The sequence below is a fragment of the Thiopseudomonas acetoxidans genome, assembly GCF_030362935.1.
Classification (GTDB): Bacteria; Pseudomonadota; Gammaproteobacteria; order Pseudomonadales; family Pseudomonadaceae; genus Thiopseudomonas; species Thiopseudomonas acetoxidans.
The window spans coordinates 21,499-45,404 of the sequence record NZ_JAUCDY010000011.1 but is presented as its reverse complement, the minus strand read 5'-3'; the positions used below and the strand labels follow the sequence as shown (position 1 = coordinate 45,404).

The window sequence follows — 23,906 nt, the reverse complement described above, 5'->3', positions numbered from 1 at the left end:
CAGAGGTGGTTTAGTTTGACAGTTGCGTTGGATAATCGTTGCTCTTAGCCCACTGCTGTAGGCTGTCAAGTTGCTGGGGAATACAAAGCGTTAAGCTGGTTTGTTCTTGTTGTGCAACACGATGAACCTCTGACACTAGTCTTTTTGCCACGCCACGCTGGCGGGTAATTTCTCTGATGCATAGATGAGATAACAGCCATTGTGTGCTTTGGCGATTTAACAAAGCAGCACCCAGCAGACGACTATTAAAGCGCGCGGTGACTAAGGCATTGTTAGCTATGCCGTGCTCAATGAGTGTTGTTGCATCGGCGTAGGGTGCCAGTAGCTCAGCTGGCATGTCGGCATAAATTTTATCTAGATCCGCTAAATCTTGCTGGCTGAGTTCGGTTGGATATTCAATAAATACGGGCATGTTGATGATCCTTGGCTGTGTGGAAGCTGCTGTGCTAGCGATTGAGCGCATAGACGCATATAATAGCAAAGTTTAGTTTATCCTTTATGGAGTACAGTATGACTCAGCGTATCGCTTCTGTAGAGCGTAATACCTTAGAAACCCAGGTTAAGGTGTCGATTAATTTAGATGGCACTGGTGAAGGGCGTTTTGCTATGGGTGTGCCTTTTATGGAGCATATGCTCGACCAGATCGCACGTCATGGTTTGATTGATTTGGATGTTGAGTGCCAAGGCGATTTGCACATTGATGATCACCACACCGTCGAAGACGTGGGCATTACGCTAGGGCAGGCGTTTGCTAAAGCTGTGGGTGATAAACGCGGTATTTATCGTTACGGCCACTCCTATGTAGTGATGGATGAAGCCATGTCGCGCGTGGCGCTAGATTTTTCCGGTCGTCCTGGTTTGTTTATGGATGTGCCCTACAAACGTGCGTTGGTGGGCGGCTTTGATGTGGATTTGTTCCAAGAGTTCTTCCAAGGATTTGCTAACCACGCGCAAATTACCCTACACATTGATAACCTACGCGGCTTGAATACGCACCACCAAATCGAAACTGTATTTAAGGCCTTTGGTCGTGCGCTGCGTATGGCGTTGGAGCGTGATCCACGTATGGAAGGTCGCATGCCTTCCACTAAAGGTTGCTTATAAGCCCTGCTCACTATTTTAATTAAGGCTGTTCGATGCTGATTATTCCTGCAATTGATTTAAAAGACGGTGCCTGTGTTCGCTTGCGTCAGGGGCGCATGGAAGACTCCACAGTGTTTTCTGATGATCCAGTTAGCATGGCGGCCAAATGGGTCGAAGCGGGCTGTCGCCGCTTGCACTTGGTGGATCTTAACGGTGCCTTTGAAGGCGAGCCGGTTAACGGTGAAGTGGTCACTGCGATTGCTAAGCTGTACCCCGATCTGCCGATTCAAATTGGCGGCGGTATTCGCACCCTAGAAACCATTGAGCATTATGTGCGCGCCGGTGTGAGCTATGTGATTATCGGCACTAAAGCGGTGAAAGAGCCTGAGTTTGTGGCCGAAGCCTGTAACGCTTTTCCGGGCAAAGTTATTGTTGGGCTGGATGCTAAAGATGGCTTTGTTGCCACCGATGGTTGGGCTGAGGTCAGTGAGCTGCAGGTGATTGATCTGGCTAGGCAGTTTGAGAACGATGGCGTTAGTGCCATTGTTTACACCGATATTGCCAAAGACGGCATGATGCAAGGCTGTAACGTTGAAGCCACCGCTGCCTTGGCGCGTGCGACTCGTATTCCCGTAATTGCCTCGGGCGGTATTCATACCATTGCTGATATTCAAGCGTTGCTGGATGCACGTGAGGCGGGGATTGTCGGTGCCATTACCGGACGAGCTATTTACGAGGGCACACTCGATGTGGCCCAAGCACAGCAACTGTGCGACCAGTTTAAATAACTTAAAGCCCTCAGCAGAGGGCTTTTTTATCTGCACCTAGGAACGAAAAAAATGACACAGCCAAAACGCATTATTCCTTGTTTAGACGTTGAAAATGGCCGCGTGGTAAAAGGGGTCAAGTTTGTTGATATCCGTGACGCCGGTGATCCAGTCGAGATTGCGCGCAAGTACTCGCAAGAGGGCGCTGATGAGCTGACTTTCTTGGATATCAGCGCCACGGTGGAAGGGCGTGCTACCACCTTGCAGATGGTTGAGCGTATCGCAGCCGTGATTAATATCCCGCTGATTGTCGGTGGTGGTGTGCGCACGGTTGAGGATATTCGTGCCTTGCTTAAAGCCGGTGCCGATAAGGTGTCGATTAACTCGGCAGCGGTGTTTAACCCTGAATTTGTGCGTGAGGCAGCCGCTGAGTTTGGCAGTCAGGGCATAATTGTCGCCATTGATGTGAAAAAAGTGTCCGCTGAGGGTGAGCCTGCCCGTTGGGAGATTTTCACCCATGGTGGGAAAAAATCAGCCGGTGTGGATGCGGTTGAGTGGGCGCAGAAAATGCAGGACTACGGTGCCGGAGAGTTGCTAGTGACCAGTATGGACAAGGATGGCATGAAAACCGGGTTTGACCTTGAAGTAACCCGTGCCATTAGCGAGGCAGTGAGTATTCCAGTTATTGCCTCTGGCGGTGTGGGTAATCTTGAGCATTTGGCTGAAGGAATTCTGCAAGGTAAAGCTGATGCGGTGTTGGCGGCCAGCATTTTCCACTTTGGTGAATACAGCATTGCGCAAGTCAAAGCCTATTTGGCCGAGCGCGGCATACCTGTGCGCTAAACCTGTTAGTAGGGTTTGAATTGTTGTAGCGCCACTTCTTGCACTGTTGAAGCGCAGCTGTGGGAGGGCAACTGTGGGAGCGCAACTTTTGCGCGAAAGAACCATCCTGCAGCGTTGAATCCAATCGCGCATAAGATGCGCTCCCACAAAAAGCTGTGCCCCTCAATAGCTGTGCTTCTCAATAGCTGTGCCCCTTAATAGCTGTGCCAACCCAAGCCTGGTGCAGCGAACGCTTAATACTGTGGGAGCGCAACTTTTGCGCGATTGTTATCGGACCTTTTCTTTGCTGGCGATGATGTTTAGACCTTTAAGCAGGTTGAGTGCTTGGTTGAGTTGGTAGTCATCGGTAATCGCATCTACGGTGTTTTTCTTATCCGTGGTACTGGGCGATTTGTCGTTATTTAGGTGTCCAACTAAATCTGCTTCTTTAATAGTGATGCTTTGTTGCTCTTGGCTAATCTTTGCACGCTCAACAACGATATCAGGCTCAATACCTTCAGCCTGAATTGAGCGGCCCAGCGGTGTGTAGTACAGCGCGGTGGTTAGCTTTAAAGCATGCTCGTTATTCAATGGCAGAATGGTTTGTACCGAGCCTTTACCAAAACTGTTGGTACCCATCACAATCCCACGCTTATGGTCTTGTAATGCACCGGCGACAATTTCTGAGGCGGAAGCGCTACCGCTGTTAACCAGAATAACCAAGGGAATATCACCAATACTGGTACGGCTGTTAGCGAAGTAATTTTGCTCGGAGTTATCCAAGCGGCCTTTGGTATACACTATTAAGCCTTGGTCAATGAATAAGTCAGTGACATCAATAGCGGCTTGCAGCAGCCCGCCTGGGTTGTTACGCAAATCAAGCACTAAGCCCTTAAGTAGGTTGTTCTTGTCTTGATTAAGCTTGCGTAGTGCCTTAGATACCTCGTTAGCAGTGTTGCTCTGGAACTGGCTGATGCGGATTAGGCCATAGCCTTGCTCAAGCGTTTGTGCGCGTACACTTTGTGCTTTAATTATCGCGCGCTTAAGTTTTACGTCAAAAGGAGCACGGTTTTCGCGCGCAATAGTCAGCACGATAGAAGTGCCGGGCTTACCGCGCATTTTGGCAACAGCATCCATCAACGACATGCCTTTGGTTGGCTGACCATCAATCTTAATAATGAAGTCTTGGGCTTCAATCCCAGCCCGAAAAGCTGGTGTGTCATCAATAGGCGAGACAACTTTCAATACATCGTCTTCCATACCCACTTCTATACCTAGGCCGCCAAACTCGCCGCTGGTGCTTTCTTGCAGTTCCTGAAAGGCCTTGGGGTCAAGGTAGCTAGAATGAGGATCAAGGTTATTGAGCATACCTTTGATGGCGTTCTCGAGCAGAGTTTTGTCGTCAATCGGCTCAACATAAGCAGACTTGATGCGCTCCATAACCTCAACAAAAGTACGCAGCTCTTCGAGGGGCAGGCGTGGTTCCTGTGGCTCTTTGGCCCCTACTTGCCAGCTTAGAGTTACAGCAAAGAAAGCGATAACTAAACGTTGTACAACAGTTTGCGAGTTGCTTGGCATATGCCTACTCCTAAAAATTCATCTCAACAGCATAAAAGGTACTGTTATGGTCTTGCTGGCGCCTAACAAAGTGGCTTAGGTTCGGCACCATTGATTGGGGTCTGTGGCTTTGCCTTGTTTGCGAATGGCAAAGTAAAGCGCACTTTGTGCTTGTCCGCCAGTATTACCGACGGTGGCTATGACTTGTCCTGCTTTTACGGTATCGCCCGCTGAGCTGAGTAAGCTTTGGTTATGACCGTATAAGGTCAAGTAACCGCCGCCGTGATCAACAATAATGAGCATGCCAGCGCCGCGTAACCAATCGGCAAATACCACGCGGCCCGGATGAATGGCTTTGACTTGCGTGCCTTCCGGAGCCTGAATCAGCACGCCATCCCATAGACTGCGTGAGTCACCTCTGGGAGTGCCGAAGCGGGCAATCAGCGGACCGCTTACCGGCCAAGCCAATTTGCCACGCGCTTTATCAAAATTACCACCCGGATGGCTGAAGCTGCTACTGACCACAATGTGTTTGCCATCTTTGGGTTGATTTTGAATTTGGTTTTGTTGCTGCTGCCGAGCTATCGCCTGCGCTTGCTCTAGGCGGCGTTTTTCTTCTTGCGCTTGCTTGGCTAGCGTAGCCTCAATGGTTGCCAGCACTTTGTTCAGCTCTTGCTGGTCTTTTTCTTTGGAGCTGATTTGCTGTTGCTGTTGGCTTTGCTGTTGATTCAGTTGCTTTACTCGTTGCTGACGCTGCTGTTTTAGCTCGGCTAACTGCTGTTTGTCTGTCAGTAGACTGTTTTTTTGGTTTTCGATTTGTTGTTGCTGTTGGCGGATATCGCTTTGCAGCTCAGCCAGCTGTGTAATGGTTTTATTATAGGTGTCAATCTGCTCGCTACGCGCTTTGTGCATGTACTGGTAGTAGGTCAGGTTGTGGTTGGCATGACCTGGCTGTTGCTGGTTTAAAAATAAACGCAGGGGTTCTTGTTGACCTGCCTGATAGGCGGCGCGCCCCTGTATGGCAATCAGTTTTTGTTGTTGCTGGCGCTGTATTTGCAGCGTCTTCGCTTCCTGGTTGAGCTGCTCAAGCTCTTGCTGATTTTTTTTAAGCTCAGCTTCTAGCTGACGCACTTTAGTTTCCAGTGCGCCAATTTCTTGCTCAGTTTTTTGTAATTCGCGTTGTGCTGTCGATTTTTCACTCTGTGTTTTTTTAAGCCGCTGCTTGAGTTCGGCGATATCCTTTTTGGCTTGTTCAATTTGTTGTCGCGTAGCAGCGCGTTCGTCAGCATAGCTAGGCTGAACGAGACTAAGAAGCAATAAGGCGAGCAAGAAACGTAGCATGACTAAAACCGACCGCACAGAAAAGAACAGTATAAGAGTTAATGAGGGGTATAAATGTTAATAGCCGCACGCGCTACGCGGCGGCTTTGGCTATTTATAAGAGTTCTACAAGGTTGGTACCGGTCATTTCTTCAGGAATAGGTAAACCCATCAATGTAAGTAAGGTCGGTGCAACATCAGCCAAGATGCCACCACTACGAATACGTGCGGTACGCTCACCAATATAAATAAAAGGAACAGGCTTGCAGGTGTGTGCAGTATGCGCTTGTCCGGTGTCGGTATCGAGCATCTGTTCAACATTACCGTGGTCCGCAGTGATCAGCGCTTCGCCACCGACGCGTTTGAGAGCAGCTACAATTTTACCCATGCAGGCATCCAAGCACTCAACGGCCTGCACTGCAGCAGAAAAGACACCGGTATGGCCCACCATGTCGCCATTGGCAAAGTTGACGATAATGACGTCAAATTCTTGCTTATCAATGGCTTGCACGATGCGATCAGTGACTGCGGGTGCGCTCATTTCAGGCTGTAGGTCATAGGTGGCGACCTGAGGTGATGGAATCAGTACGCGGGTTTCGCCAGGGAAAGGCTCTTCACGACCGCCGGAGAAGAAAAAAGTCACATGAGCATATTTTTCGGTTTCAGCAATGCGTAACTGAGTTTTGCCCAAATCAGACAGGTATTCGCCCAGCACATTGGTGAGTGCTGAGGGCGCAAATGCACAAGGGGTCGCAAAGCTAGCGGCGTATTGAGTCAGCATCACGTAGTCGGCCAGTTGCGGTACGCTTTGGCGAGCAAAACCAGCAAAGTCGTCTTGGATAAAGGCTTGGGTGATTTCACGCGCGCGGTCGGCACGGAAGTTCATAAAGATCACCGCATCGCCATCGCTGATAGGCGCCGCGTCGCCGATTTGTGTCGGCTTAACAAACTCGTCAGACTCGTCACGCGCATAGGCCGCGGCTAAGCCTTCGTTGGCCGTGCTGGCGGTAAATTCGGGTTGTGCATCAACGAGCAGCTTCCAGGCTTTTTCCACGCGGTCCCAGCGGTTATCACGGTCCATTGCGAAGTAACGACCAATCAGTGAGGCGATACGGCCTTTGCCTAACCTGTTAAAGGTGTGTTCAATAAAGTCGATGGAACTTTGCGCGCTGCGCGGTGGGGTATCGCGTCCATCGAGGAAAGCATGCACATAAATAGTCTCGGCGCCGCGCTGGACTGCTAACTCCACCATCGCTGCCAGATGTTCTTGGTGGCTATGCACACCGCCATCTGATAGCAAACCCATAATATGCACGGCTTTGTTGTGAGCAACGGCTTTATCTACGGCTTGGCACAGGGCGGGGTTGGTAAAGAAATCCCCCTCGACAATAGCTTTGGTGATGCGGGTGAAGTCTTGATAGACCACACGGCCTGAACCGAGGTTCATATGCCCGACTTCTGAGTTACCCATTTGGCCTTCAGGTAAGCCGACGTCCATGCCACTGGTGGAGATTAAGCCGTTGGGGTAGTCGCGGCGCAGTTGATCGTACACAGGCGTGCTGGCGCTATAGATAGCGTTGTGTTCAGTGGCTTCGCTATGGCCGAAGCCGTCAAGAATCATTAAAACGACAGGTTTTCGAGAGTTTGGCATACTGCTGGGCTCACTAAGTAATAACATTTAATAGAGTTATTTTACCCTGTTGACACTTTTTAGTCATGAATATTAAAAAATGCTACGGATAGCCTTTTGCTGGTAATGCGAGTTTGTGCTGTAGCTTATGCGGCTAGCGTGTATAATCAGCCAATTTTAACCCAAGCTGGGAAGATAATAATGTTGGAACGGGTCATAGAGTTTGTCGGTAATCACTATATTCTGGTGAGCAGTTTTATTGGATTGGCAATCCTGCTAGTGCTGCATGAAACAAAGCGTTCAGGGCGTAATTTGAGTAGTCGCGAGGTGACTGCGCTGATTAATCGTGATGAAGCTGTAGTGTTGGATATACGTCAGCAAAAAGATTTTTCGGCGGGTCATATTGTCGATTCTATTCACATACCTGCGGCTAAACTTAAAGAGCGTATCGGTGAGCTAGAAGCATACAAAGATAAAACCATTATTGTGGTTTGTGCCTCTGGAATGACAGCGGGTGCTTCCTGCTCAGAGCTAAACAAAGCCGGATTTACTACGGCACGTCTTTCGGGTGGTATTGCTGGCTGGCGTTCAGATAACTTGCCAACGGTAAAAAAATAAAATGAGTAAGGTAGTAATTTACAGTAGCGACTGGTGCCCATTTTGCGTGCGTGCAAAGCAGTTGCTAGCCAGTAAGAACGTTACGTTTGAAGAAATACGCGTGGACGGTCAGCCAGAGCTGCGTGCGCAAATGGCACAAAAAGCCGGCCGCACCTCTGTGCCACAGATTTGGATCGGCGAGCTGCACGTAGGTGGTTGCGACGATCTCTTTGCGTTGGAGCGTGCTGGTAAATTAGACACTTTATTACAAGCTTAAATTAGGCTGTTAAAGTGCTAAAGTATTTGTTAACTTGATCTTGAAATCATTAAGGAAGGTTTTATGTCAGAGCAAAATAGTGAAGCAGTTACACAGGAACAGCCCAGCTCACAGTTTTCATTACAGCGTATTTATATAAAAGACCTTTCTTTTGAGGCGCCTAAAAGCCCTGAAGTGTTTCGTGAAAGCTGGCAGCCAGATATTGAATTGAACCTGTTTACACAAAAGCGTCACTTGAATGATGATTTCTATGAGGTTGTGTTAGGTATTACCGTTACCGCAAAAACAGAAGAGCATGTAGCTTTTATTGCAGAAATACAGCAAGCCGGTATCTTTTTAATTCACGGCTTTGATGAGGCCGCTCTAGGTCATGCATTGGGTTCATTTTGCCCAAGCATTCTGTTTCCTTATGCGCGTGAAACCTTAGATAGCGTGGTCATTAAAGGTTCATTTCCTGCATTAATGCTGGCGCCGGTTAACTTTGATGCACTGTATGCTCAAGAAATGGAGCGTCAACAAGAGCAGGCTTAATCAGGGGCTGTTGTTGCAGGCTTGGTGATAAGTTATTAAGTTTTTCTGGGAGATAGCATGAGTAAAGTAAGTGTATTGGTGGTTGATGATGCATCATTTATTCGTGATCTTGTTAAGAAAGGCCTAAGAAGCTATTTCCCAGGAATTGTCACGGATGAGGCCGTTAATGGTCGTAAAGCGCAGCAAGTTTTAGCCAACCAAACCTTTGATCTGGTTTTGTGCGACTGGGAAATGCCGGAGATGTCCGGTTTGGAGCTGCTTGTGTGGTTCCGCGAACAACCGCAGTACGCCAAAGTCCCCTTTATTATGGTGACCAGTCGCGGTGATAAAGAAAATGTGGTGCAGGCTATCCAGGCTGGTGTGTCTGACTACATTGGCAAACCTTTTACCAACGAGCAGCTCATCACCAAGGTCAAAAAAGCCCTCAGCAGAACAGGTCGTCTTGCAGTGCTAGAGGCTGCTGCGCCCAACCGTATGTTAAGTACCGGAACGGCCAATGACTCACTCTCGGTTTTAACTGGTGGCAAGCCCGCTGAAACTGCACCACGAGCCGCTCCAAGCGCGCAACCAGCGGCATTTTCGTCACCATTAATTAACCAAGCACCACCGGTACCAGCCAAATCTGCTGCACCAAAGGGGCGTGGACAAGGTCGCCTGCGCTTACCTAATGCTGAAATGGACTGTGTTATTAAAGCCATTAGTCTCAAGGAAGCAGCGTTGGTGGTTAGACGTACAGAGATTTTGCCGCAAATTCTAGATTCGGTAGTACTGGATTTAGAGCAGGGTGAAACGGCTGAAGTGGCGCGACTCAATGCCTATATCCACTCGCTGACTGCAGTGGACGCCAGTCCTGACAGCGAATGGCTGCAGGTGAATTGTCGCTTTGTCGATAAAGACCCGCAGAAGATGGATTATATTTCGCGCTTAATTGCTCGCGGAACGGCGCAAAAGCACTTTGTCCCCAGCGCTAAATAACGCCACTACACACTGGCTAAAGCATAGTCGGTGACTATCCCTAGGAAAATAGCCAGCCCAGCCCAATGGTTGTGCAAAAACGCCTTAAGTGACGACTGCGCGTCGCGCTCGCGCGTGGAATAAAACTCCCACGTAAAGCATGCAGCAGCGGCCAGCAAACCAATATAAAAATATATTCCCAACGCAAAATTCTGCCCCACTAAGACTAAGCACAGCAGTGCACAAACTTGCAGTGTGAGAATAATGACACGGTCCGCATCACCGAAAACAATAGCCGTCGACTTAACCCCGATTTTCAGATCGTCTTCTCTATCACTCATGGCGTAGTAGGTATCGTAAGCGATGGTCCACAGCAGGTTAGCGATATAAATCAGCCAGACTTCTTTAGGTAGATCGCCTGCTTGTGCGGTGAAGGCAAGAATAATACTGCACGAATACGCCGCGCCTAAAAACAGCTGTGGGTAGTAGGTATAGCGCTTGGTAAAGGGATAGAGTGCCGCCAAAAAGACTGCTAAAAAAGCCCAGTAAAAGGTCAGTTGGTTGGTCAGCAAGACCAAGCCGAAGCTTAGGCTGATTAAAATCGTGAAGGTAATTAACGCTTCCTTGGGTTTAACGCGTCCAGTTGCTAAGGGGCGTTCTTTGGTGCGCGAGATGTGGCCATCAATTTTTCGATCCGCGAAATCATTGATAGCGCAACCCGCAGAGCGCATTAAAATGACGCCTAGTACAAAAATAACCACATTGTTAAGGCTGGGTGAGCCTTGTCCGGCAATCCATAACGACCAAAGCGTTGGCCAAAGTAACAGGTAAATGCCTATAGGCCGATCCCAGCGCATGAGTTGAATAAAATCCCATGCCCGTGGATGAATCGCATTAGCTGAACGCAAAATCTTTAAATACATAACAATAGGCTAGTGTTTATGAGTGGCTAAGTGTTGCCAGAATGCAGGTAAAAAAGCTTCGGCGACTAAAATTTTAAGCGGCTCTTTGCTAAAGCAAGAACGGCGCGCCCAAAGTGTGCTTGCGTCGCTGGTAAAAGGCAACAGCGTATCGGGTAGGATTTTAGGCGTTAATTGGCAGATTTCAATAACGCCACGCTCAAAGGCCTGATCGCTAAATAACAGTTCTCCTAAGGAGCGCGTACCTAAACAGGCTAGGTCAAAATCAGACTCTTGTAGCGAAGCTTGGCTGGCGACGCTGCGTGCATACACCCAGGGCTGTTGCTTGCCGCGCAAAAAAACCTCTCTTACCCAGCCGCTGCTTTGCTCGGGACAGCCTAGAGCAGCACACTCATCAGCGCGCAGCCTTTGCCAGCCTTCATTAAGGGGTAAAACGCTAAAATTATTGTGGCTGAGTTGTATTAGACGCTGAGTTAAAGAGTCTTGATTAAACAACCAGTCGTTAACTAGAGGTTCTGATTGTGGCTGGGAATGCCAGGTTAGCGCTGTGTTTATTGGAGTACTCACGATAACTATCTTGTTTTGCAAAGCGCCAATCTTAACACGTTGGTCAATGGTTTTTTAGTTCTGCATGGCTGTCAAAATTGCCGATGGCAGGCCACTTGGTTTATGTACAAGATTCTTGATTCAAAGCAAAGAAAGGCTCTAGCCTCTGTTGACGGCTCATGTCATTCTTAGCCCCCTACGGCAAAGGCTTTGTTGGGTGAGTTGAATAGGACAAAGCATTTGCTGTTTATACAATAGGTACAATAGGGCAAATTAAGAGGCTTAACATGCGTAAACCGGAGTTGGTTTCAGCTATAGCTGATAAAGCGGGCTTGACTAAACAACAGGCTGGCAGAGTATTAAATGCAATTCTTGATGAAATTACTGTGGCTATGGAGAAAAATGACACAGTAAGTTTGGTTGGTTTTGGCAGTTTTTCCCAGCGCCATCGCGGTGCACGTACTGGTAAAAACCCGCAAACAGGCGCTGAGATGCAAATAAGTGCGAGTAACACCGTAGCATTTAAAGCAGGTAAGCAGTTGAAGGATGCAGTAAACTCGTAGCAGAATTATTGAGTGTATTTGCTTCGATATACTCAGAATTAACGCACAATTGGTGAGAGCTGGTTGTGCGTTTTTTACGCATAATAATAAATAAATTAAGAAAAATCCTGGGGGGGGATAAAAATGAAATTTCGTTTTCTACTGTGGATGATTGCACGCATGCTGAGCAAGGCAAGTAAGGTTAATCCGCAATTACAGCAACAGCTGGCCGACAAAGAGCTAAGCTTTAGTTTGCAGACAATGGATGGCAAGGTAGCCCGTAGCTTTCATGTGCAAAATGAGCGTATAAGCAGTCATTCAGGAACTACGGCATCGCCTATTTTTGTTATGAGTTTTCGTGATGCCAGCTTCGGTTACTCGGTGATGACGGCAAAAAACAAGCAGCTTGCTTTTATGCAGGGCATCCAAAATAAAGATATAAAAATTACCGGTGATACGGCCAAGGTGCTGTGGTTTCAGGGCTTGTTTAAGTATGTCATGCCTAAAAAAACAAAGACTCAACTAAAAACAAATAATTAATTGATGTTCTGAAAGCGATACTGCAATGCTTCGGCTAAGTGGTGTTTGCCTATTATCTCTTGTGCATCTAAATCAGCCAGTGTGCGTGCCACTTTCAGCACTCTGTGGCTGGCGCGCAGGGACAGCTTAAGCCGCTCGCAAGCCTGCTCTAACCAAATTCGATCGGCTTCTGCCAAAGTACAAAACTGGTGTAGCGAGTTTGTCGCGAGTTGACTGTTAGTGCTGCCTTGACGCTTAAGTTGTATTTGCCGAGCCTGACTGACTATAGCTGCAGCTTCTTGGCTGGTTATACCTGACTTGCTCTGCTGCGGCATAAGTGAAGTGGGTTCACGCGCCATGCTGACGTGCAGATCAATGCGGTCTAGCAGCGGCCCTGATAATTTATGGCGATAGCGCGCAATTAGCTCTGGCGTGCAGCGACAGCGCCCATCGGGGTCGCCTAGATAGCCGCATGGACAGGGATTCATCGCCGCTACCAGTTGAAAGCGTGCGGGAAACTTCAGCCGTCCATTGGCACGTGCAATCACAATGTGACCTGCTTCCAGCGGCTCGCGGAGTACTTCAAGCACCTTGCGATCAAACTCTGGCAGCTCATCTAAAAAAAGCACACCTTGATGCGCTAAGGTAATTTCTCCGGGTTGTGGTTTACTGCCACCGCCAACCAACGCAGGTCCAGAGGCGCTGTGGTGTGGTTGTCTAAATGGGCGTTGCGGCCAATGGGTCAAGCTTTGTAAACTGACCACAGACTGTACGGCAGCTACTTCTAGGGCTTCGGCTTCGGTCAGCATAGGCAGTAACCCCGGCAAGCGACTGGCGAGCATGGTTTTCCCAGTGCCGGGCTGGCCGCTGAGCAATAAATTATGCATGCCAGCCGCTGCCACAATCAACGCGCGCTTAGCGGCTTCTTGCCCCTGAACTTCTTGTAAATCAGGGTAGGGTGGGCAGCTATCGGTTAGACCGTTGCTACGGTAGGGTTCAAGGGGTTGTTGTTGGGTAAAGTGATGAACCAGCTGCAGGATATGATCAACGGCATAGATGGTTAGACCGGAGACTAAACTGGCTTCCTCGGCATTGGCGCGGGGCACAATTAAACTACGCTGGGCTTGACGTGCGGCTAAAGCAGCCGGAAGCACACCACGCACTGGGCGAATATCACCGGATAAACCCAGCTCGCCAATGCATTCAAGCACGGGTAGGGTGTTGACAGGAATTTGACCGCTGGCAGCTAGAAGTCCCAAAGCAATGGCCAGATCAAAGCGAGCACCGTCTTTGGGTAGGTCGGCGGGTGCAAGGCTTAGGGTAATTCTTTTATAAGGAAAGCTCAGTCCGCTGGTTAGTAAGGCGCTTCTCACCCGATCCTTACTTTCGCGCACAGCAGTTTCAGGCAGGCCCACCAAGGTGAAGGAGGGCATACCGTTACTTAGATGGACTTCTACATGTACAGGTGGTGCTTCGACGCCAATTTGCGCACGGCTATTGATGATGGCGATGGACATAGTTCCTCCTTGAGCTATGACTTGTGGCTTTTGTTAGTGCTACTGGGCTGGATTTTGCTCCAGTTGTTGCTCAAGAGCCTGTACCTGTTTTTCGAGCGCTTCCAAGCGCTTACGCGTACGCGCCAGTACCAGCATTTGACCTTCAAACTCTTCACGACTGACCAGATCAAGTTTGCTAAAAGCACTTTGCAGCAAGGCTTTTAGTTGTTTTTCTAACTCGGCAGGTGCAATAGGACTTTCTTGACTGAGTAAACGCGTTGCTTGTTCGCTTAGGGTGTCCAGAAAGGCTTTGGGCGGCAGCATAAATAATCCTTAATTGATAAAATATCTAAGCTAATTTTAGCACGCTTTAAAACTAATGCTGGCTAGCAAAAAACATAATTCGCGACTATAGCGCAAAGATTTATTAAAACGGGTTACAAAATCTGTTTCGCGGCTTAGACTATTAAGCCATGAATAGCATTTTCAGGTTTGCTCAAGCTCTACTCACTAATTAGGGCAAATCAGTCCATGGGAGAACAGTATGAAATTGGTCACTGCAATAATCAAACCTTTTAAACTTGATGATGTGCGCGAGGCGCTGTCTGAAATAGGCGTGCAAGGGATAACAGTTACCGAAGTAAAAGGTTTTGGTCGTCAGAAAGGCCACACAGAGCTTTATCGTGGTGCTGAATACGTAGTGGATTTCTTACCCAAGGTTAAAATTGAGGTGGCTATTGCTCAGTCGCAGTTAGATTTGGTGATTGAGACTATCAGTAAGGCAGCTAATACCGGAAAAATCGGTGATGGCAAAATTTTCGTTACCAGCCTAGAGCAGATTGTACGAATCCGCACTGGCGAAACAGGTGTTAGCGCTATCTAAAGGCGCGTAAGCAGTGGGCTGTGTTGCTGCGCTAGCTGCTTTATCAAACAGTCGCTGAAGTACAACCAAGGCACAATGCTTAACCGCTTGTGCCTTGTTTTTTTCAGTGTTCAAATCAGCAAAGCATAGCCACAAAAAAAGATATTTTTTATCGTAGCAAATTTGAAAATTGCGCACTAAAATGCGCGCCAAATAAGCATGTTACTTTTTGACTGTTTGCTGATTTGAGGTTGGTGGAATGTTCGAAGATGATATAGAAGACGAAGACTTAGACACTGAAGAAACTGACGATATTTCGTTGGATGAAGTTGCGGAAGTAGAGGACGATGCAGCTATCGCAGATGAGGTGGTAGAAAGTGATGATGAGGGGTATGACGCGCCGCCTGTTAAAAGCAAAGCCCCAGTGTATGAAGACTTACCCTCTTTAGAAGCTAAGAAAAAAGAGCGTGATGCGCTGGCGCAGGCTATGGAAGCTTTTTTAGCGCGCGGTGGGAAAATACAAGAAGTAAGTTCCGACTAAATTAGCGTTTATAACTATCGGTAAGACTAAACGTTTATAACTATCGGTAAGACTAAAGCCAGTCCATTGATAAAAGCGGACTGGCTTTGTTGTGTTTAAGGGCTGGATTTTAATGCCTCGTAACGTTCGGCTAACTCCGCACGGATAGCACGGCGCTCAACGGCGTTATTGTAGCGACGTATCTCTTCTGCTGTTTTGGCTGTAAACACAGGCACATCAGTGGGTTTTCCCTGCTCATCCACGGCCACCATAGTAAAAAAACAACTATTGGTATGACGTACTACTTGAGTGCGGATATTTTCGGTAATTACCTTGATGCCCACTTCCATGGATGTGCGGCCAGTGTAATTGACGGAGGCTAAAAAGGTGACTAACTCGCCTACATGGATAGGTTGGCGGAAAGTCACTTGGTCAACAGACAGGGTTACGACATAGATACCGGCGTAACGACTGGCGCAGGCATAGGCCACTTCGTCAAGATACTTAAGCACTGTGCCGCCATGCACATTGCCGGAAAAATTGGCCATGTCAGGGGTCATCAACACGGTCATGGATAGACTAGGAGAACCAGGTTTCATGCGTTTCTCATTATTTAAGTGGTGCGTGCAATACAGCTTACAGCTAAAGTTTAGCTTTGCACGGTTGCTAGCCAGCAGTCGTGCGCCCAATCCCAGACGGTTTCCCAGGACTCATCGGAAAAGTCTTGCCCGTTAGAGTCCCAATTAACGACTTCACCATCAGGCTGCACAGCGTAATAGCCGTCAGCATGTTGGCATAAGGGAACAAGGTAGCGCGGTAAGCCTTGCTCCCAAGCCAGTGAAGCGACTTCTGGCAAATAGGTATGCGCACCAGGGTCACTGGCGGTAACTGGCTCAAGGCTGCCAAGTACTATATCGCTAGCGTTAAGTAAGAATTCGCGTAACTCATAGGGAATATGAATGAGTAGCTGTTCTTGTATGTCGAGCAAGTCGTCATCTGTGGGTAGCTCCATAGGGTATGGGGTATCTTCACAGTGTTCGCGTAGCAGATCGAGTACCTCTTCCATAGTGGATGCGCCTTAATTGTTTTGCTGAATGCCGGCAATCAACCAGGATTCGTTGTCACCGTGCGCGCGTTCCATACGCCAGCTTTCGTGGAAAGGCTCACCCTGATCAAAGCGTGAAGTTTTGGCCACACCAGTGAAGGAAAGCGTGGCTACAGTATAGTCTTCCAGCTCTTCAATGCCGTCTAGCTGAACCTCGAGCTGTTCAATATAGGTGGACTGAAAGCCATCACCGAGGCTGGCGCGCTCTTTTTCCAAGAATGTGCGCATTTCAGGGGTTAGATATGCAGCGATTTGGCTAAAGTCGTTGGCATCCCATAATTGCTGTAGCTGCATAAAATGCTCACGAGCCTGCTCAACAAAACGCTGCTGATTAAACCAGCTGGGCGCTTGCATAACGGGTTGCTGTTGAGGCTGGGCGTTGCTGCTGCCAAACAGATTGTTGGGCATTTCACGCTGCATGGGTTGCGGACCTGCGCCAGCAGTTTGCATGCTGGGCTGGCGTCTGGAGGCAATAAATCTAAATAAGAAGAACGCAATAGCGGCAAGAATTAGCATATCGAACATTTGTATGCCTTCAAAACCGTCGCCAAAGAACATGGAGGCCAGCAAACCGCCAGCGGCTAAACCTGCTAGCGGCCCCATCCAGCCCATTTTGCCCGCAGCGGCAGGGCCTTTTTGACCGGGCTGCTGCTTGGGCTGCTGTTGTTGCTGTTGTTGCTGTTGTCTTTGTTGGGCAGGGCGGTGTTTAGCCGGTGCGCCCCAAGATTTGCCACCACCGAAGCGACGTGCTTCAGCATCAAAACTAAAACTTAAGCCGATGAACAATGCCAAGGCTAAGGTTAGAAAACGTTGCATACTAGTCTCTCAGTTGTTGAAATTTAAAGGGTGCACAGTATGCCTTAGAGTTAAACAAAACTTAACCGTTAGATTGTATCTGTGTACTTCTAACAGCTGTGGTTTTGTTAGACGCAAGAACCAGCAGCATGTCCGCTGGCCCAGGCCCATTGAAAATTAAAGCCGCCCAAGTGTCCGGTAACGTCCAGTACTTCACCGATAAAGTACAGGTCAGTTTGATATTTAGAAGCCATGGTTTTGGAGGACACCTCATTGGTATTGATTCCGCCCAGTGTGACCTCTGCGGTGCGGTAGCCCTCAGTGCCCGCTGGTGTCAGTGACCAATGGCTTAGTTGCTGGGCGATGTGTTCTAGTTGGCTGGCTGAGTAATTTCTTAGAGATTGATTATTGAAGTTGAAAAACTCAGTCAAAAGCTGCGCAATTTTTTTGGTGAAGCGCTCACCTAATAGTGTTTTAAGTTCGATATTAGGGCGTTGTTGCTGCTGCTCTAACAGCCACTGCGCTGCATCGGGCCGGTTTAACAGGTCAAGGCTAATAGGTTGACCTGTTTGCCAGTACAAGGACGCCTGCAACACCACCGGTCCGCTTAAGCCGCGATGGGTAAAAAGCAGATCCTCCACAAACTCATGCCCGTTGCAAGTCAGTCTGCAGTTGTTAATCGAGCTGCCGGCCAGCGCAGTGCAGAGCTGTTTGAGTTTCTCATCGGTAATGGTAAAGGGTACTAATCCTGCACGGGTGGGCACTAGGCTGTGGCCAAACTGTTGCGCCACTTGATAGCCAAAACCGGTTGCGCCCATGGTCGGGATCGACAACCCTCCTGTAGCAATCACTAAAGACTGGCACTGATAGGTATGAGCGTTTGTTTTTAACTTGAAGCCGTCGCTGTCTTGATACTGCACGCTGTCGATACGTGTTTTTAGCTGAAGGGTGACGCCTGCTTGCTCGCACTCGGCAAGCAACATAGCCAGCACATCTTTGGCGCTATTGCTGCAGAATAACTGTCCTGCCTGCTTTTCTTCGTAAGCCACAGCGTGCTTATGAATAAGTTCCATAAAGTGCCATGGCGTGTAGCGCGCCAGTGCTGATTTTACAAAATGCGTATTGCGACTGATAAAATCCTCAGGACTGCAGTACATATTAGTGAAATTGCAGCGCCCACCACCGGACATCAAAATTTTTTTACCGGCTTTATTGGCGTGATCCAACACCAGCACTCTGCGTCCGCGCTGGGCAGCGGTTTGCGCGCACATTAGCCCTGCCGCACCCGCGCCGATAATAATTACGTCATAGGTTTGCATAGAGGTTATTGGTGTAACACGAATTGGGCGGTAAGTAGCGCGCCATCTTCGCCCGTGTCAGTTAGCACGTGACTGGTGAGCTGTAAACGCGCTTTGCCGTGTTTGTTGTAGGTGGCGACAAAACGTTGCCAGAGGTGCTCTTCAGGCGCTTCACACAGAGCAGTAATGGACTCGTGGGTGATGGGGCGTGGGTAATCGATCTGCCCTGATTGCACCACTATATGGGTGGTGTTTATACCTATTTCACGCAGGCGTAAATGTAGCCAGCCCCAACTGGCGAGTACTGCGGCACAGTATATGCTGCCGCCAAACATACTGGCTTGGTGGTTGATGTTGGGTGTGAGCGGAAAGCTTAGCTCTAAGCGTTGCTCATGCCAGCTGCATACCTGAACTCCCATCGCTTGGCTAAGGGGAATGTCTTGGGCGAAAACTTGACTGAGGTGTTGGCGAAAATCTGACATGTTCGTTGTTCTGATAATAAGGCTTTAATCTAGAGACCGTATTTTACACGATTGTATCGGTACTTTTGCTGAATTCGCGGCTTGGCTGAAAATAAGCGTAAGAAAACTAAAAAGATTTTCACTATCAAGGTAGAATTATTTATTCTTTTTTATTAACCAGCTATTTTAAGGTGAGTTTTTTGGATCTATCTGCAACCAATAGTTTATTTTTTGTCGGTGGTTTGCTGGTCGCTGTCAGTATTCTGGTCAGCACGGTATCCTCGCGTATTGGTATCCCCATTTTAGTGATTTTTATGGGGGTTGGCATGATGGCCGGTACCGACGGTATCGGTGGTATTGTTTTTAATGATTATTCACTGACCTACATCGTGAGCAACCTCGCCTTGGCGGTGATTTTACTCGATGGTGGTATGCGTACGCGAGTGGCGACTTTCCGCGTGGCTTTGTGGCCAGCTTTGTCACTGGCAACCTTTGGTGTGATTGCTACTGCGGTGTTAACCGGCTTGGCGGCGGCTTGGCTGTTTAATTTAACCCTGCTGGAAGGGTTGTTGATCGGCTCTATCGTCGGCTCAACGGATGCGGCGGTGGTGTTTAACCTGCTTAACGGCAAAGGGCTCAATGATCGAGTTGGTTCAACCCTTGAGATTGAGTCCGGCAGTAACGACCCGATGGCCATGTTCCTGACCGTGACCTTGATTGGCATGTTGGCGGCAGGGCAAACCAGCTTTACCTTGGATTTTCTTGCCAGCTTAGTGCAGCAATTTGGTTTGGGCACGTTGCTGGGTTTAAGTGGTGGCTGGCTATTGGTGCAGATAATAAACCGTCTGACGGTTGCCGATGGCTTGTATCCTTTGTTGGCGGTGAGCGGCAGTATTATGATTTATGCCTTTGCTGGGCATGTCGGCGGTAGCGGGATTTTAGCTGTCTATATTTGTGGCATGGTGCTGGGTAATCGCCCCATTCGTAACCGTCACGGTATTTTGCATATGTTTGATGGTTTGGCGTGGCTTAGCCAAATCGGCATGTTCTTGGTGTTGGGTTTGTTACTTACCCCGCATGAGCTATTGCCTATTGCGGTGCCGGCATTGTTACTGTCATTGTGGATGATTCTTTTTGCCCGTCCAGTTTCTGTGTTTATTGGCTTGCTGCCGTTTCGTGGCTTTAATCTGCGTGAGCGGGTGTTTATTTCATGGATTGGTTTGCGTGGTGCAGTGCCAGTTATTTTGGCGGTGTTCCCGCTCGTTTATGGCCTGCCAAACGCACAACTGTTTTTTAACGTAGCCTTCTTTATTGTGTTGGTGTCATTAATTGTGCAGGGCTCGACATTGCCTTGGGCAGCACGCAAAGCCAGAGTAGAAGTACCACCTGCGCCTGCCCCCATATCCCGTGCGGGTTTAGAGATTTATCCCACCAGCCAGTGGGAGTTGTTTGTTTATAAGCTTAAGCGTGAAAAGTGGTGTATTGGCGCGCAACTACGTGAACTAAAAATGCCTACCGGAACACGAATAGCTGCTTTATTTCGTAACAACTGCCTGTTGCACCCCACCGGTAGTACCCGCTTGGAAGTGGATGATATTTTGTGTGTGATTGGTCACGATGAAGACTTGCCGGCACTGGGTCGTTTATTTAGTGAGGAGCCGGATAAAGGGTTGGATAAGCGCTTCTTTGGTGATTTTGTTTTACAAGGGCAGGCGCAGCTGGGTGATGTGGCCGCTGTGTATGGCTTGGATTTGAAAGGTCGCAACGCAAAAGAAAGCCTTTCTGACTTTATTAGTGAAGCCGTGGGTGGTGAGGCGGTAGTGGGTGACTACACCGAATGGCAGGGCTTAACTTGGGTTGTTGTGGAAATGGAAAATGATAAGGTCAGTAAAGTGGGTTTGCGTTTTCCAGACACTAAAGACGCTGCCATTTAGTACGCCCTGTTCCTAGGTTGTTAAGTAGAAGCTGAAGGTACTAACAGGAACGAATTTTCAGAGTGGATATAAGTATGCGGGTGTGGCGCAGAGTTCTTCTGGTTTTACTGCTTATATGCGGCGCAATGCAGGCAACGGCGGCGGTACCGAGCATTGATTTTATCAAAAAAAATCTTGCTACTTTGAGCGAGCGCAAACTGCCTGAAAACGAACAGCAGTTGGCCCAACAAACGCTAGAACAAACTCTTGTGTGGCTGGATGCGATCGAGCGTGCGAAAAAAGCACAAAGCAGTTTAGAGCAGCAGCTCAGTCAGGCACCGCAGCAAATTCAGCAAAACAAACAAGCACTCGCGCAGCTAGCTCAACAGACCGACAAACAAATTTCACCTAACTTAACTATCCTGCAGTTAGAACAATTAGTCGGCGAGCAAACCCAGCAGCTGGAGTTTTGGCAAAAAGAGCTAAATGATGCCAGCGCATTAATTATTCGTACGCAAACCCGGCCAGAGCGCGCGCAGCTTGAAGTCAGTAACAATCAAAAACGTATCCAAGAAATTAATGCACAAATAAAAGCTGGCAAAGAAGGTGGTAAAGCCTTATTGCTGCCAGAAGCATTGGATCGGCTGCAGGCCGAACTGGGCGCGTTACAGGAGCGTAATAAACTTAATCAAGCAGAGCTGGCAGGCAATAGCGTGCTACAGGATTTGGCCAGCAGTAATAGAGAGTTACTCGCGGCTAAAGTGCAGACGCAAGAACGCTATTTAATCGCTTTACAAGAAATGCTTAATAAAAGACGCCAAGCCGCTTCTGAACAGGCAGTGCAAGAGCAATCCTTGGGTGTCGAAAAAGCCGGTGAGGATGCGTTATTACTGAAGGAAAGTAGTCTTAACCTTAAGTTGTCTGACTACTTACTCACCGTTACCGAGCGGCGCAATCAGCTGACCCAAAAAAGTTTACAGGTACGCCAGCAATTGGAAAACGTGCAGCAAATTGAGCAAGCACTGGAAGAGCAAATAAGTGTCCTACAGGGCAGTTTGCTGCTGGCGAAAATACTGTATCAGCAAAAACAAGCCTTGCCGCAACTAAGTTTTGACCAGCGCCTTACTGAGCAAATCGCGGATACGCGGTTGTATCAGTTTGAGCTTAGACAATTACGCGAAACCGTGCAGCGCCCACAAGAATATGTCGACAGTATGCTGTTGCCGTTAGCCGACGATAACCCACAGTTGCGCGCTGACTTACTGGGTTTGGTCACCGCGCGTAATGAACTGCTACAAAAACTTAACCACGAGCTTAATGCTTATTTAAGCGAAGCTATTCGTGTCCAGTTGAATCAAAAACAATTGCAATCAACTGCGAAGATGCTGCATGTAATTTTAGATGAGCAAATGTTTTGGGTGCCTAGCAATAAAGCCGTTGATCGCGGCTGGTTTAAAAGCTTGCCTGCGCAGCTCAAGCAACAGTGGCGCGCTATTGATATCGGCACTGTGTTTGCCGAGTTATGGCCAGTTTGGCGTGATAACGCTCTGAGTTTTTTCCCCGTATTACTATTAACTCTGCTGGTATTGTGGAAGCGCACTGGCTTGCGTGTGCAGGTACAGAATACCCAAGCCAGTATTGGACATTATCTGCGCGATCGACAGTTTTATACACCGCTGGCAGTATTGGCGGTAGCAGTGGTATCGCTACCTATTGCCGCGCTGTTTGCTACAGCAGGTTGGTTGGCGCAGTTGCATACTCAATCGGTTGCCTATGAGTTTGGTACGGCTTTGCTCAATATGGCTAAGTTAGGGCTGGTGTTTTCCATTGCCTACCGCTTGCTGGCTAAGCAGGGTGTAGCGCAGGTTCATTTTGCTTGGCCGGCCCAGCAGGTGGAGTTTTTGCGTAAGCGCGTGGCGTGGTTGGCGTTGGTGGTGTGGCTGTTGGCTTTAGTGGTGCCATTGGCGCAGGCGCGCTTGTCGAATCTGAGCGAGGACGTGCTGGGTTCGGTGTTGCTGGCAGTGGGTTTACTGGCCTTAAGTTTTTTGCTGGGCAGCGCTGTGTTGCACAAATATGTGGAAGAGCCGCTGCCTTGGTGGGCGCGTGGCTTGGGTATGTTTTTAGCGTTTCTGCCGGTGTTGTTTGTTGGCGCTTTGGCTTCGGGCTATTACTACACCGTCTTGCAGCTGACGGAGCGTTTGTTAACCACATTGGTATTGCTGGTGGTGTGGATAATTATGCAGGCGATGCTGGAGCGTGGCTTGATTATCGCCGCGCGCCGCTTGGCGTGGCAGCGTGCCGAGAAAGCGCGTAGCAATCAGCAGGAGTCAAACGAAGCGGAGCAGTCACAGGCTAGGATGGGATTAAATATAAGCGAGGTAAATCAGCAATCCTTGCGTTTGGTGCGTCTGCTTTTACTGCTTACATTAACGGCGGGCATTTATTGGATTTGGGCGGATGTGATTTCGCTGTTTGCCTACTTAGACAATGTGGTTTTGTATGAAGACAAATTTAGTAATGATTTGAACGCCGCGCAAGCGATTCTTAGCCTGCGCGATCTGCTGAATGCGGCGGTTATTGTGGCCATGACCGCGATGCTGGCGCGTAACCTACCGGGATTGCTGGAAGTCTTGTTCTTTTCCAGGTTAAACCTTGCTCAGGGCAGTGCGTATGCGGCCATTAGACTGCTGACCTATGCAACAGTGTCGGCTGGTTTTGTCATGACCTTGGCTGTGTTGGGTGTAAGCTGGAGCAAGCTGCAATGGCTAGTGGCAGCCTTGTCTGTAGGTTTGGGTTTTGGTTTGCAGGAAATATTTGCCAACTTTGTTTCAGGCTTAATTATCTTGTTTGAGCGGCCCGTACGTATTGGCGATGTGGTCACCATTGGTAATTTGTCGGGTACGGTAAACCGTATTCGTATACGTGCTACTACAATTATTGATTTTGACCGTAAAGAAATTATTGTTCCCAACAAGGTGTTTGTGACAGAGCGACTTATCAACTGGTCTCTTTCAGATACCGTGACCCGCGTGGTGGTCAATATAGGTTTGGCGTACGACACTGATCTGGATTTGGCGCGAAAGTTGATGCTGCAAACGCTGCAGGAAAACTCGCGAGTTATGAGCGATCCAGAGCCAGTAGTGTTGTTTTTAGGTATCAGCGAAAGCACCTTTGATCATGAGCTGCGTTATCACGTGCGCGAGCTGGGCGATCGTAACCCGTCCATTGATGAGGTGCTCAATCAATTAGTGGTGCGCTTTCGCGAGCATAAAATTGAGATGGCCTTTAAACAATTGGATGTGTTTATTAAAAATGCACAGGGTGAGCAGGCGCATTGGAGTACTAAACAGCGTACCTTTAATCAGTTAGAGCCAAAGCAAGACTAGTGGCG

The 23,906-nt window shown here is 48.6% G+C and carries 26 protein-coding genes; 13 read left to right on the top strand and 13 right to left on the bottom strand.

Annotated elements, in window-relative coordinates; translation table 11 throughout:
• Window positions 1-10 precede the first annotated feature (10 nt).
• Window positions 11-412 (bottom strand): acetyl-CoA sensor PanZ family protein, encoded by a 402-nt coding sequence (locus QEZ41_RS09255; RefSeq protein ID WP_289411168.1) that lies wholly within the window; start codon window positions 410-412, stop codon window positions 11-13.
• A 98-nt stretch (window positions 413-510) separates the two neighbouring features.
• Between QEZ41_RS09255 and hisB the strand changes: the two genes are divergently transcribed.
• Genes hisB through hisF form a run of 3 tightly spaced genes read left to right on the top strand, consistent with a single transcriptional unit; the run spans window position 511 to window position 2,693 of the window.
• Window positions 511-1,104, top strand: coding sequence for an imidazoleglycerol-phosphate dehydratase HisB (gene hisB / locus QEZ41_RS09250; RefSeq protein WP_289411167.1), 594 nt, complete (start codon window positions 511-513; stop codon window positions 1,102-1,104).
• Between the two features lie 32 nt (window positions 1,105-1,136).
• The gene (hisA, locus tag QEZ41_RS09245) at window positions 1,137-1,871 is read left to right on the top strand and encodes a 1-(5-phosphoribosyl)-5-[(5-phosphoribosylamino)methylideneamino]imidazole-4-carboxamide isomerase (protein ID WP_289411165.1); all 735 of its coding nucleotides are present in this window, start codon (window positions 1,137-1,139) and stop codon (window positions 1,869-1,871) included.
• Window positions 1,872-1,922: 51 nt separating this feature from the next.
• Window positions 1,923-2,693, top strand: a complete 771-nt coding sequence (gene hisF / locus QEZ41_RS09240) for an imidazole glycerol phosphate synthase subunit HisF (RefSeq protein WP_289411163.1) — start codon at window positions 1,923-1,925, stop codon at window positions 2,691-2,693.
• A gap of 267 nt (window positions 2,694-2,960) precedes the next feature.
• Here hisF and QEZ41_RS09235 read toward each other — a convergent pair whose 3' ends face one another.
• From QEZ41_RS09235 to gpmI, 3 genes are all read right to left on the bottom strand, one after another.
• Entirely contained in the window at window positions 2,961-4,250 is a 1,290-nt protein-coding gene (locus tag QEZ41_RS09235; protein WP_289411162.1) for a S41 family peptidase, read from the bottom strand.
• A 75-nt stretch (window positions 4,251-4,325) separates the two neighbouring features.
• Window positions 4,326-5,570 carry a murein hydrolase activator EnvC family protein gene (locus QEZ41_RS09230; protein WP_289411161.1) on the bottom strand — a complete coding sequence of 415 codons (1,245 nt, stop codon included), beginning with the start codon at window positions 5,568-5,570 and terminating at the stop codon, window positions 4,326-4,328.
• Window positions 5,571-5,664: 94 nt separating this feature from the next.
• Entirely contained in the window at window positions 5,665-7,200 is a 1,536-nt protein-coding gene (gene gpmI / locus QEZ41_RS09225; protein ID WP_289411159.1) for a 2,3-bisphosphoglycerate-independent phosphoglycerate mutase, read from the bottom strand.
• 180 nt (window positions 7,201-7,380) lie between these two features.
• Between gpmI and QEZ41_RS09220 the strand changes: the two genes are divergently transcribed.
• The 4 genes from QEZ41_RS09220 to QEZ41_RS09205 all read left to right on the top strand — a co-directional run bounded on the left by QEZ41_RS09220 (window position 7,381) and on the right by QEZ41_RS09205 (window position 9,559).
• Window positions 7,381-7,797 carry a rhodanese-like domain-containing protein gene (locus QEZ41_RS09220; protein WP_289411158.1) on the top strand — a complete coding sequence of 139 codons (417 nt, stop codon included), beginning with the start codon at window positions 7,381-7,383 and terminating at the stop codon, window positions 7,795-7,797.
• 1 nt (window position 7,798) lies between these two features.
• Entirely contained in the window at window positions 7,799-8,053 is a 255-nt protein-coding gene (gene grxC / locus QEZ41_RS09215; protein WP_289411157.1) for a glutaredoxin 3, read from the top strand.
• Between the two features lie 63 nt (window positions 8,054-8,116).
• Window positions 8,117-8,584, top strand: a complete 468-nt coding sequence (gene secB / locus QEZ41_RS09210; RefSeq protein ID WP_289411156.1) for a protein-export chaperone SecB — start codon at window positions 8,117-8,119, stop codon at window positions 8,582-8,584.
• 57 nt (window positions 8,585-8,641) lie between these two features.
• Entirely contained in the window at window positions 8,642-9,559 is a 918-nt protein-coding gene (locus QEZ41_RS09205) for a response regulator (protein ID WP_289411155.1), read from the top strand.
• A gap of 5 nt (window positions 9,560-9,564) precedes the next feature.
• On the opposite strand, the gene ubiA is transcribed toward QEZ41_RS09205, so the two are convergent.
• Both ubiA and QEZ41_RS09195 read right to left on the bottom strand, forming a co-directional pair.
• Entirely contained in the window at window positions 9,565-10,461 is an 897-nt protein-coding gene (ubiA, locus tag QEZ41_RS09200; protein ID WP_289411154.1) for a 4-hydroxybenzoate octaprenyltransferase, read from the bottom strand.
• A 9-nt stretch (window positions 10,462-10,470) separates the two neighbouring features.
• Window positions 10,471-11,034, bottom strand: a complete 564-nt coding sequence (locus QEZ41_RS09195; protein ID WP_434556809.1) for a chorismate--pyruvate lyase family protein — start codon at window positions 11,032-11,034, stop codon at window positions 10,471-10,473.
• A gap of 257 nt (window positions 11,035-11,291) precedes the next feature.
• Here QEZ41_RS09195 and QEZ41_RS09190 point away from each other — a divergent pair, with 257 nt between their 5' ends.
• Together QEZ41_RS09190 and QEZ41_RS09185 are read left to right on the top strand one after the other, a co-directional pair.
• Entirely contained in the window at window positions 11,292-11,567 is a 276-nt protein-coding gene (locus tag QEZ41_RS09190) for an HU family DNA-binding protein (protein WP_289411152.1), read from the top strand.
• Between the two features lie 123 nt (window positions 11,568-11,690).
• On the top strand, window positions 11,691-12,086 hold the full coding sequence (locus QEZ41_RS09185; RefSeq protein ID WP_289411151.1) for an SCP2 sterol-binding domain-containing protein: 396 nt from the start codon (window positions 11,691-11,693) through the stop codon (window positions 12,084-12,086).
• Here the strand turns inward: QEZ41_RS09185 and QEZ41_RS09180 are convergent.
• A complete protein-coding gene (locus QEZ41_RS09180) occupies window positions 12,083-13,582 on the bottom strand; it encodes a YifB family Mg chelatase-like AAA ATPase (RefSeq protein WP_289411149.1) in 1,500 nt (499 codons plus the stop codon). The two genes, QEZ41_RS09185 and QEZ41_RS09180, sit on opposite strands and share 4 nt — an antisense overlap.
• 39 nt (window positions 13,583-13,621) lie before the next feature.
• Entirely contained in the window at window positions 13,622-13,885 is a 264-nt protein-coding gene (locus QEZ41_RS09175; protein WP_289411147.1) for an accessory factor UbiK family protein, read from the bottom strand.
• A gap of 220 nt (window positions 13,886-14,105) precedes the next feature.
• Between QEZ41_RS09175 and glnK the strand changes: the two genes are divergently transcribed.
• Window positions 14,106-14,444 carry a P-II family nitrogen regulator gene (gene glnK, locus QEZ41_RS09170; RefSeq protein ID WP_289411146.1) on the top strand — a complete coding sequence of 113 codons (339 nt, stop codon included), beginning with the start codon at window positions 14,106-14,108 and terminating at the stop codon, window positions 14,442-14,444.
• A gap of 238 nt (window positions 14,445-14,682) precedes the next feature.
• A complete protein-coding gene (locus tag QEZ41_RS09165; protein ID WP_289411145.1) occupies window positions 14,683-14,964 on the top strand; it encodes a hypothetical protein in 282 nt (93 codons plus the stop codon).
• Window positions 14,965-15,059: 95 nt separating this feature from the next.
• Here the strand turns inward: QEZ41_RS09165 and QEZ41_RS09160 are convergent, their stop codons facing one another.
• The 5 genes from QEZ41_RS09160 to QEZ41_RS09140 all read right to left on the bottom strand — a co-directional run bounded on the left by QEZ41_RS09160 (window position 15,060) and on the right by QEZ41_RS09140 (window position 18,623).
• Complete coding sequence (locus QEZ41_RS09160) at window positions 15,060-15,542, bottom strand: acyl-CoA thioesterase (protein WP_289411144.1); 483 nt, start codon at window positions 15,540-15,542, stop codon at window positions 15,060-15,062.
• A gap of 50 nt (window positions 15,543-15,592) precedes the next feature.
• The gene (locus tag QEZ41_RS09155) at window positions 15,593-16,009 is read right to left on the bottom strand and encodes an SMI1/KNR4 family protein (RefSeq protein WP_289411143.1); all 417 of its coding nucleotides are present in this window, start codon (window positions 16,007-16,009) and stop codon (window positions 15,593-15,595) included.
• A gap of 12 nt (window positions 16,010-16,021) precedes the next feature.
• Window positions 16,022-16,864 (bottom strand): Tim44 domain-containing protein, encoded by an 843-nt coding sequence (locus tag QEZ41_RS09150; RefSeq protein ID WP_289411142.1) that lies wholly within the window; start codon window positions 16,862-16,864, stop codon window positions 16,022-16,024.
• A 107-nt stretch (window positions 16,865-16,971) separates the two neighbouring features.
• Window positions 16,972-18,162, bottom strand: coding sequence for a BaiN/RdsA family NAD(P)/FAD-dependent oxidoreductase (locus QEZ41_RS09145; protein WP_289411141.1), 1,191 nt, complete (start codon window positions 18,160-18,162; stop codon window positions 16,972-16,974).
• 5 nt (window positions 18,163-18,167) lie between these two features.
• A complete protein-coding gene (locus QEZ41_RS09140) occupies window positions 18,168-18,623 on the bottom strand; it encodes a YiiD C-terminal domain-containing protein (RefSeq protein ID WP_289411140.1) in 456 nt (151 codons plus the stop codon).
• A 179-nt stretch (window positions 18,624-18,802) separates the two neighbouring features.
• Between QEZ41_RS09140 and QEZ41_RS09135 the strand changes: the two genes are divergently transcribed.
• The gene (locus QEZ41_RS09135) at window positions 18,803-20,536 is read left to right on the top strand and encodes a potassium/proton antiporter (protein ID WP_289411139.1); all 1,734 of its coding nucleotides are present in this window, start codon (window positions 18,803-18,805) and stop codon (window positions 20,534-20,536) included.
• Window positions 20,537-20,610: 74 nt separating this feature from the next.
• Window positions 20,611-23,901 carry a mechanosensitive channel MscK gene (mscK, locus tag QEZ41_RS09130; protein WP_289411138.1) on the top strand — a complete coding sequence of 1,097 codons (3,291 nt, stop codon included), beginning with the start codon at window positions 20,611-20,613 and terminating at the stop codon, window positions 23,899-23,901.
• Window positions 23,902-23,906 lie beyond the last annotated feature (5 nt).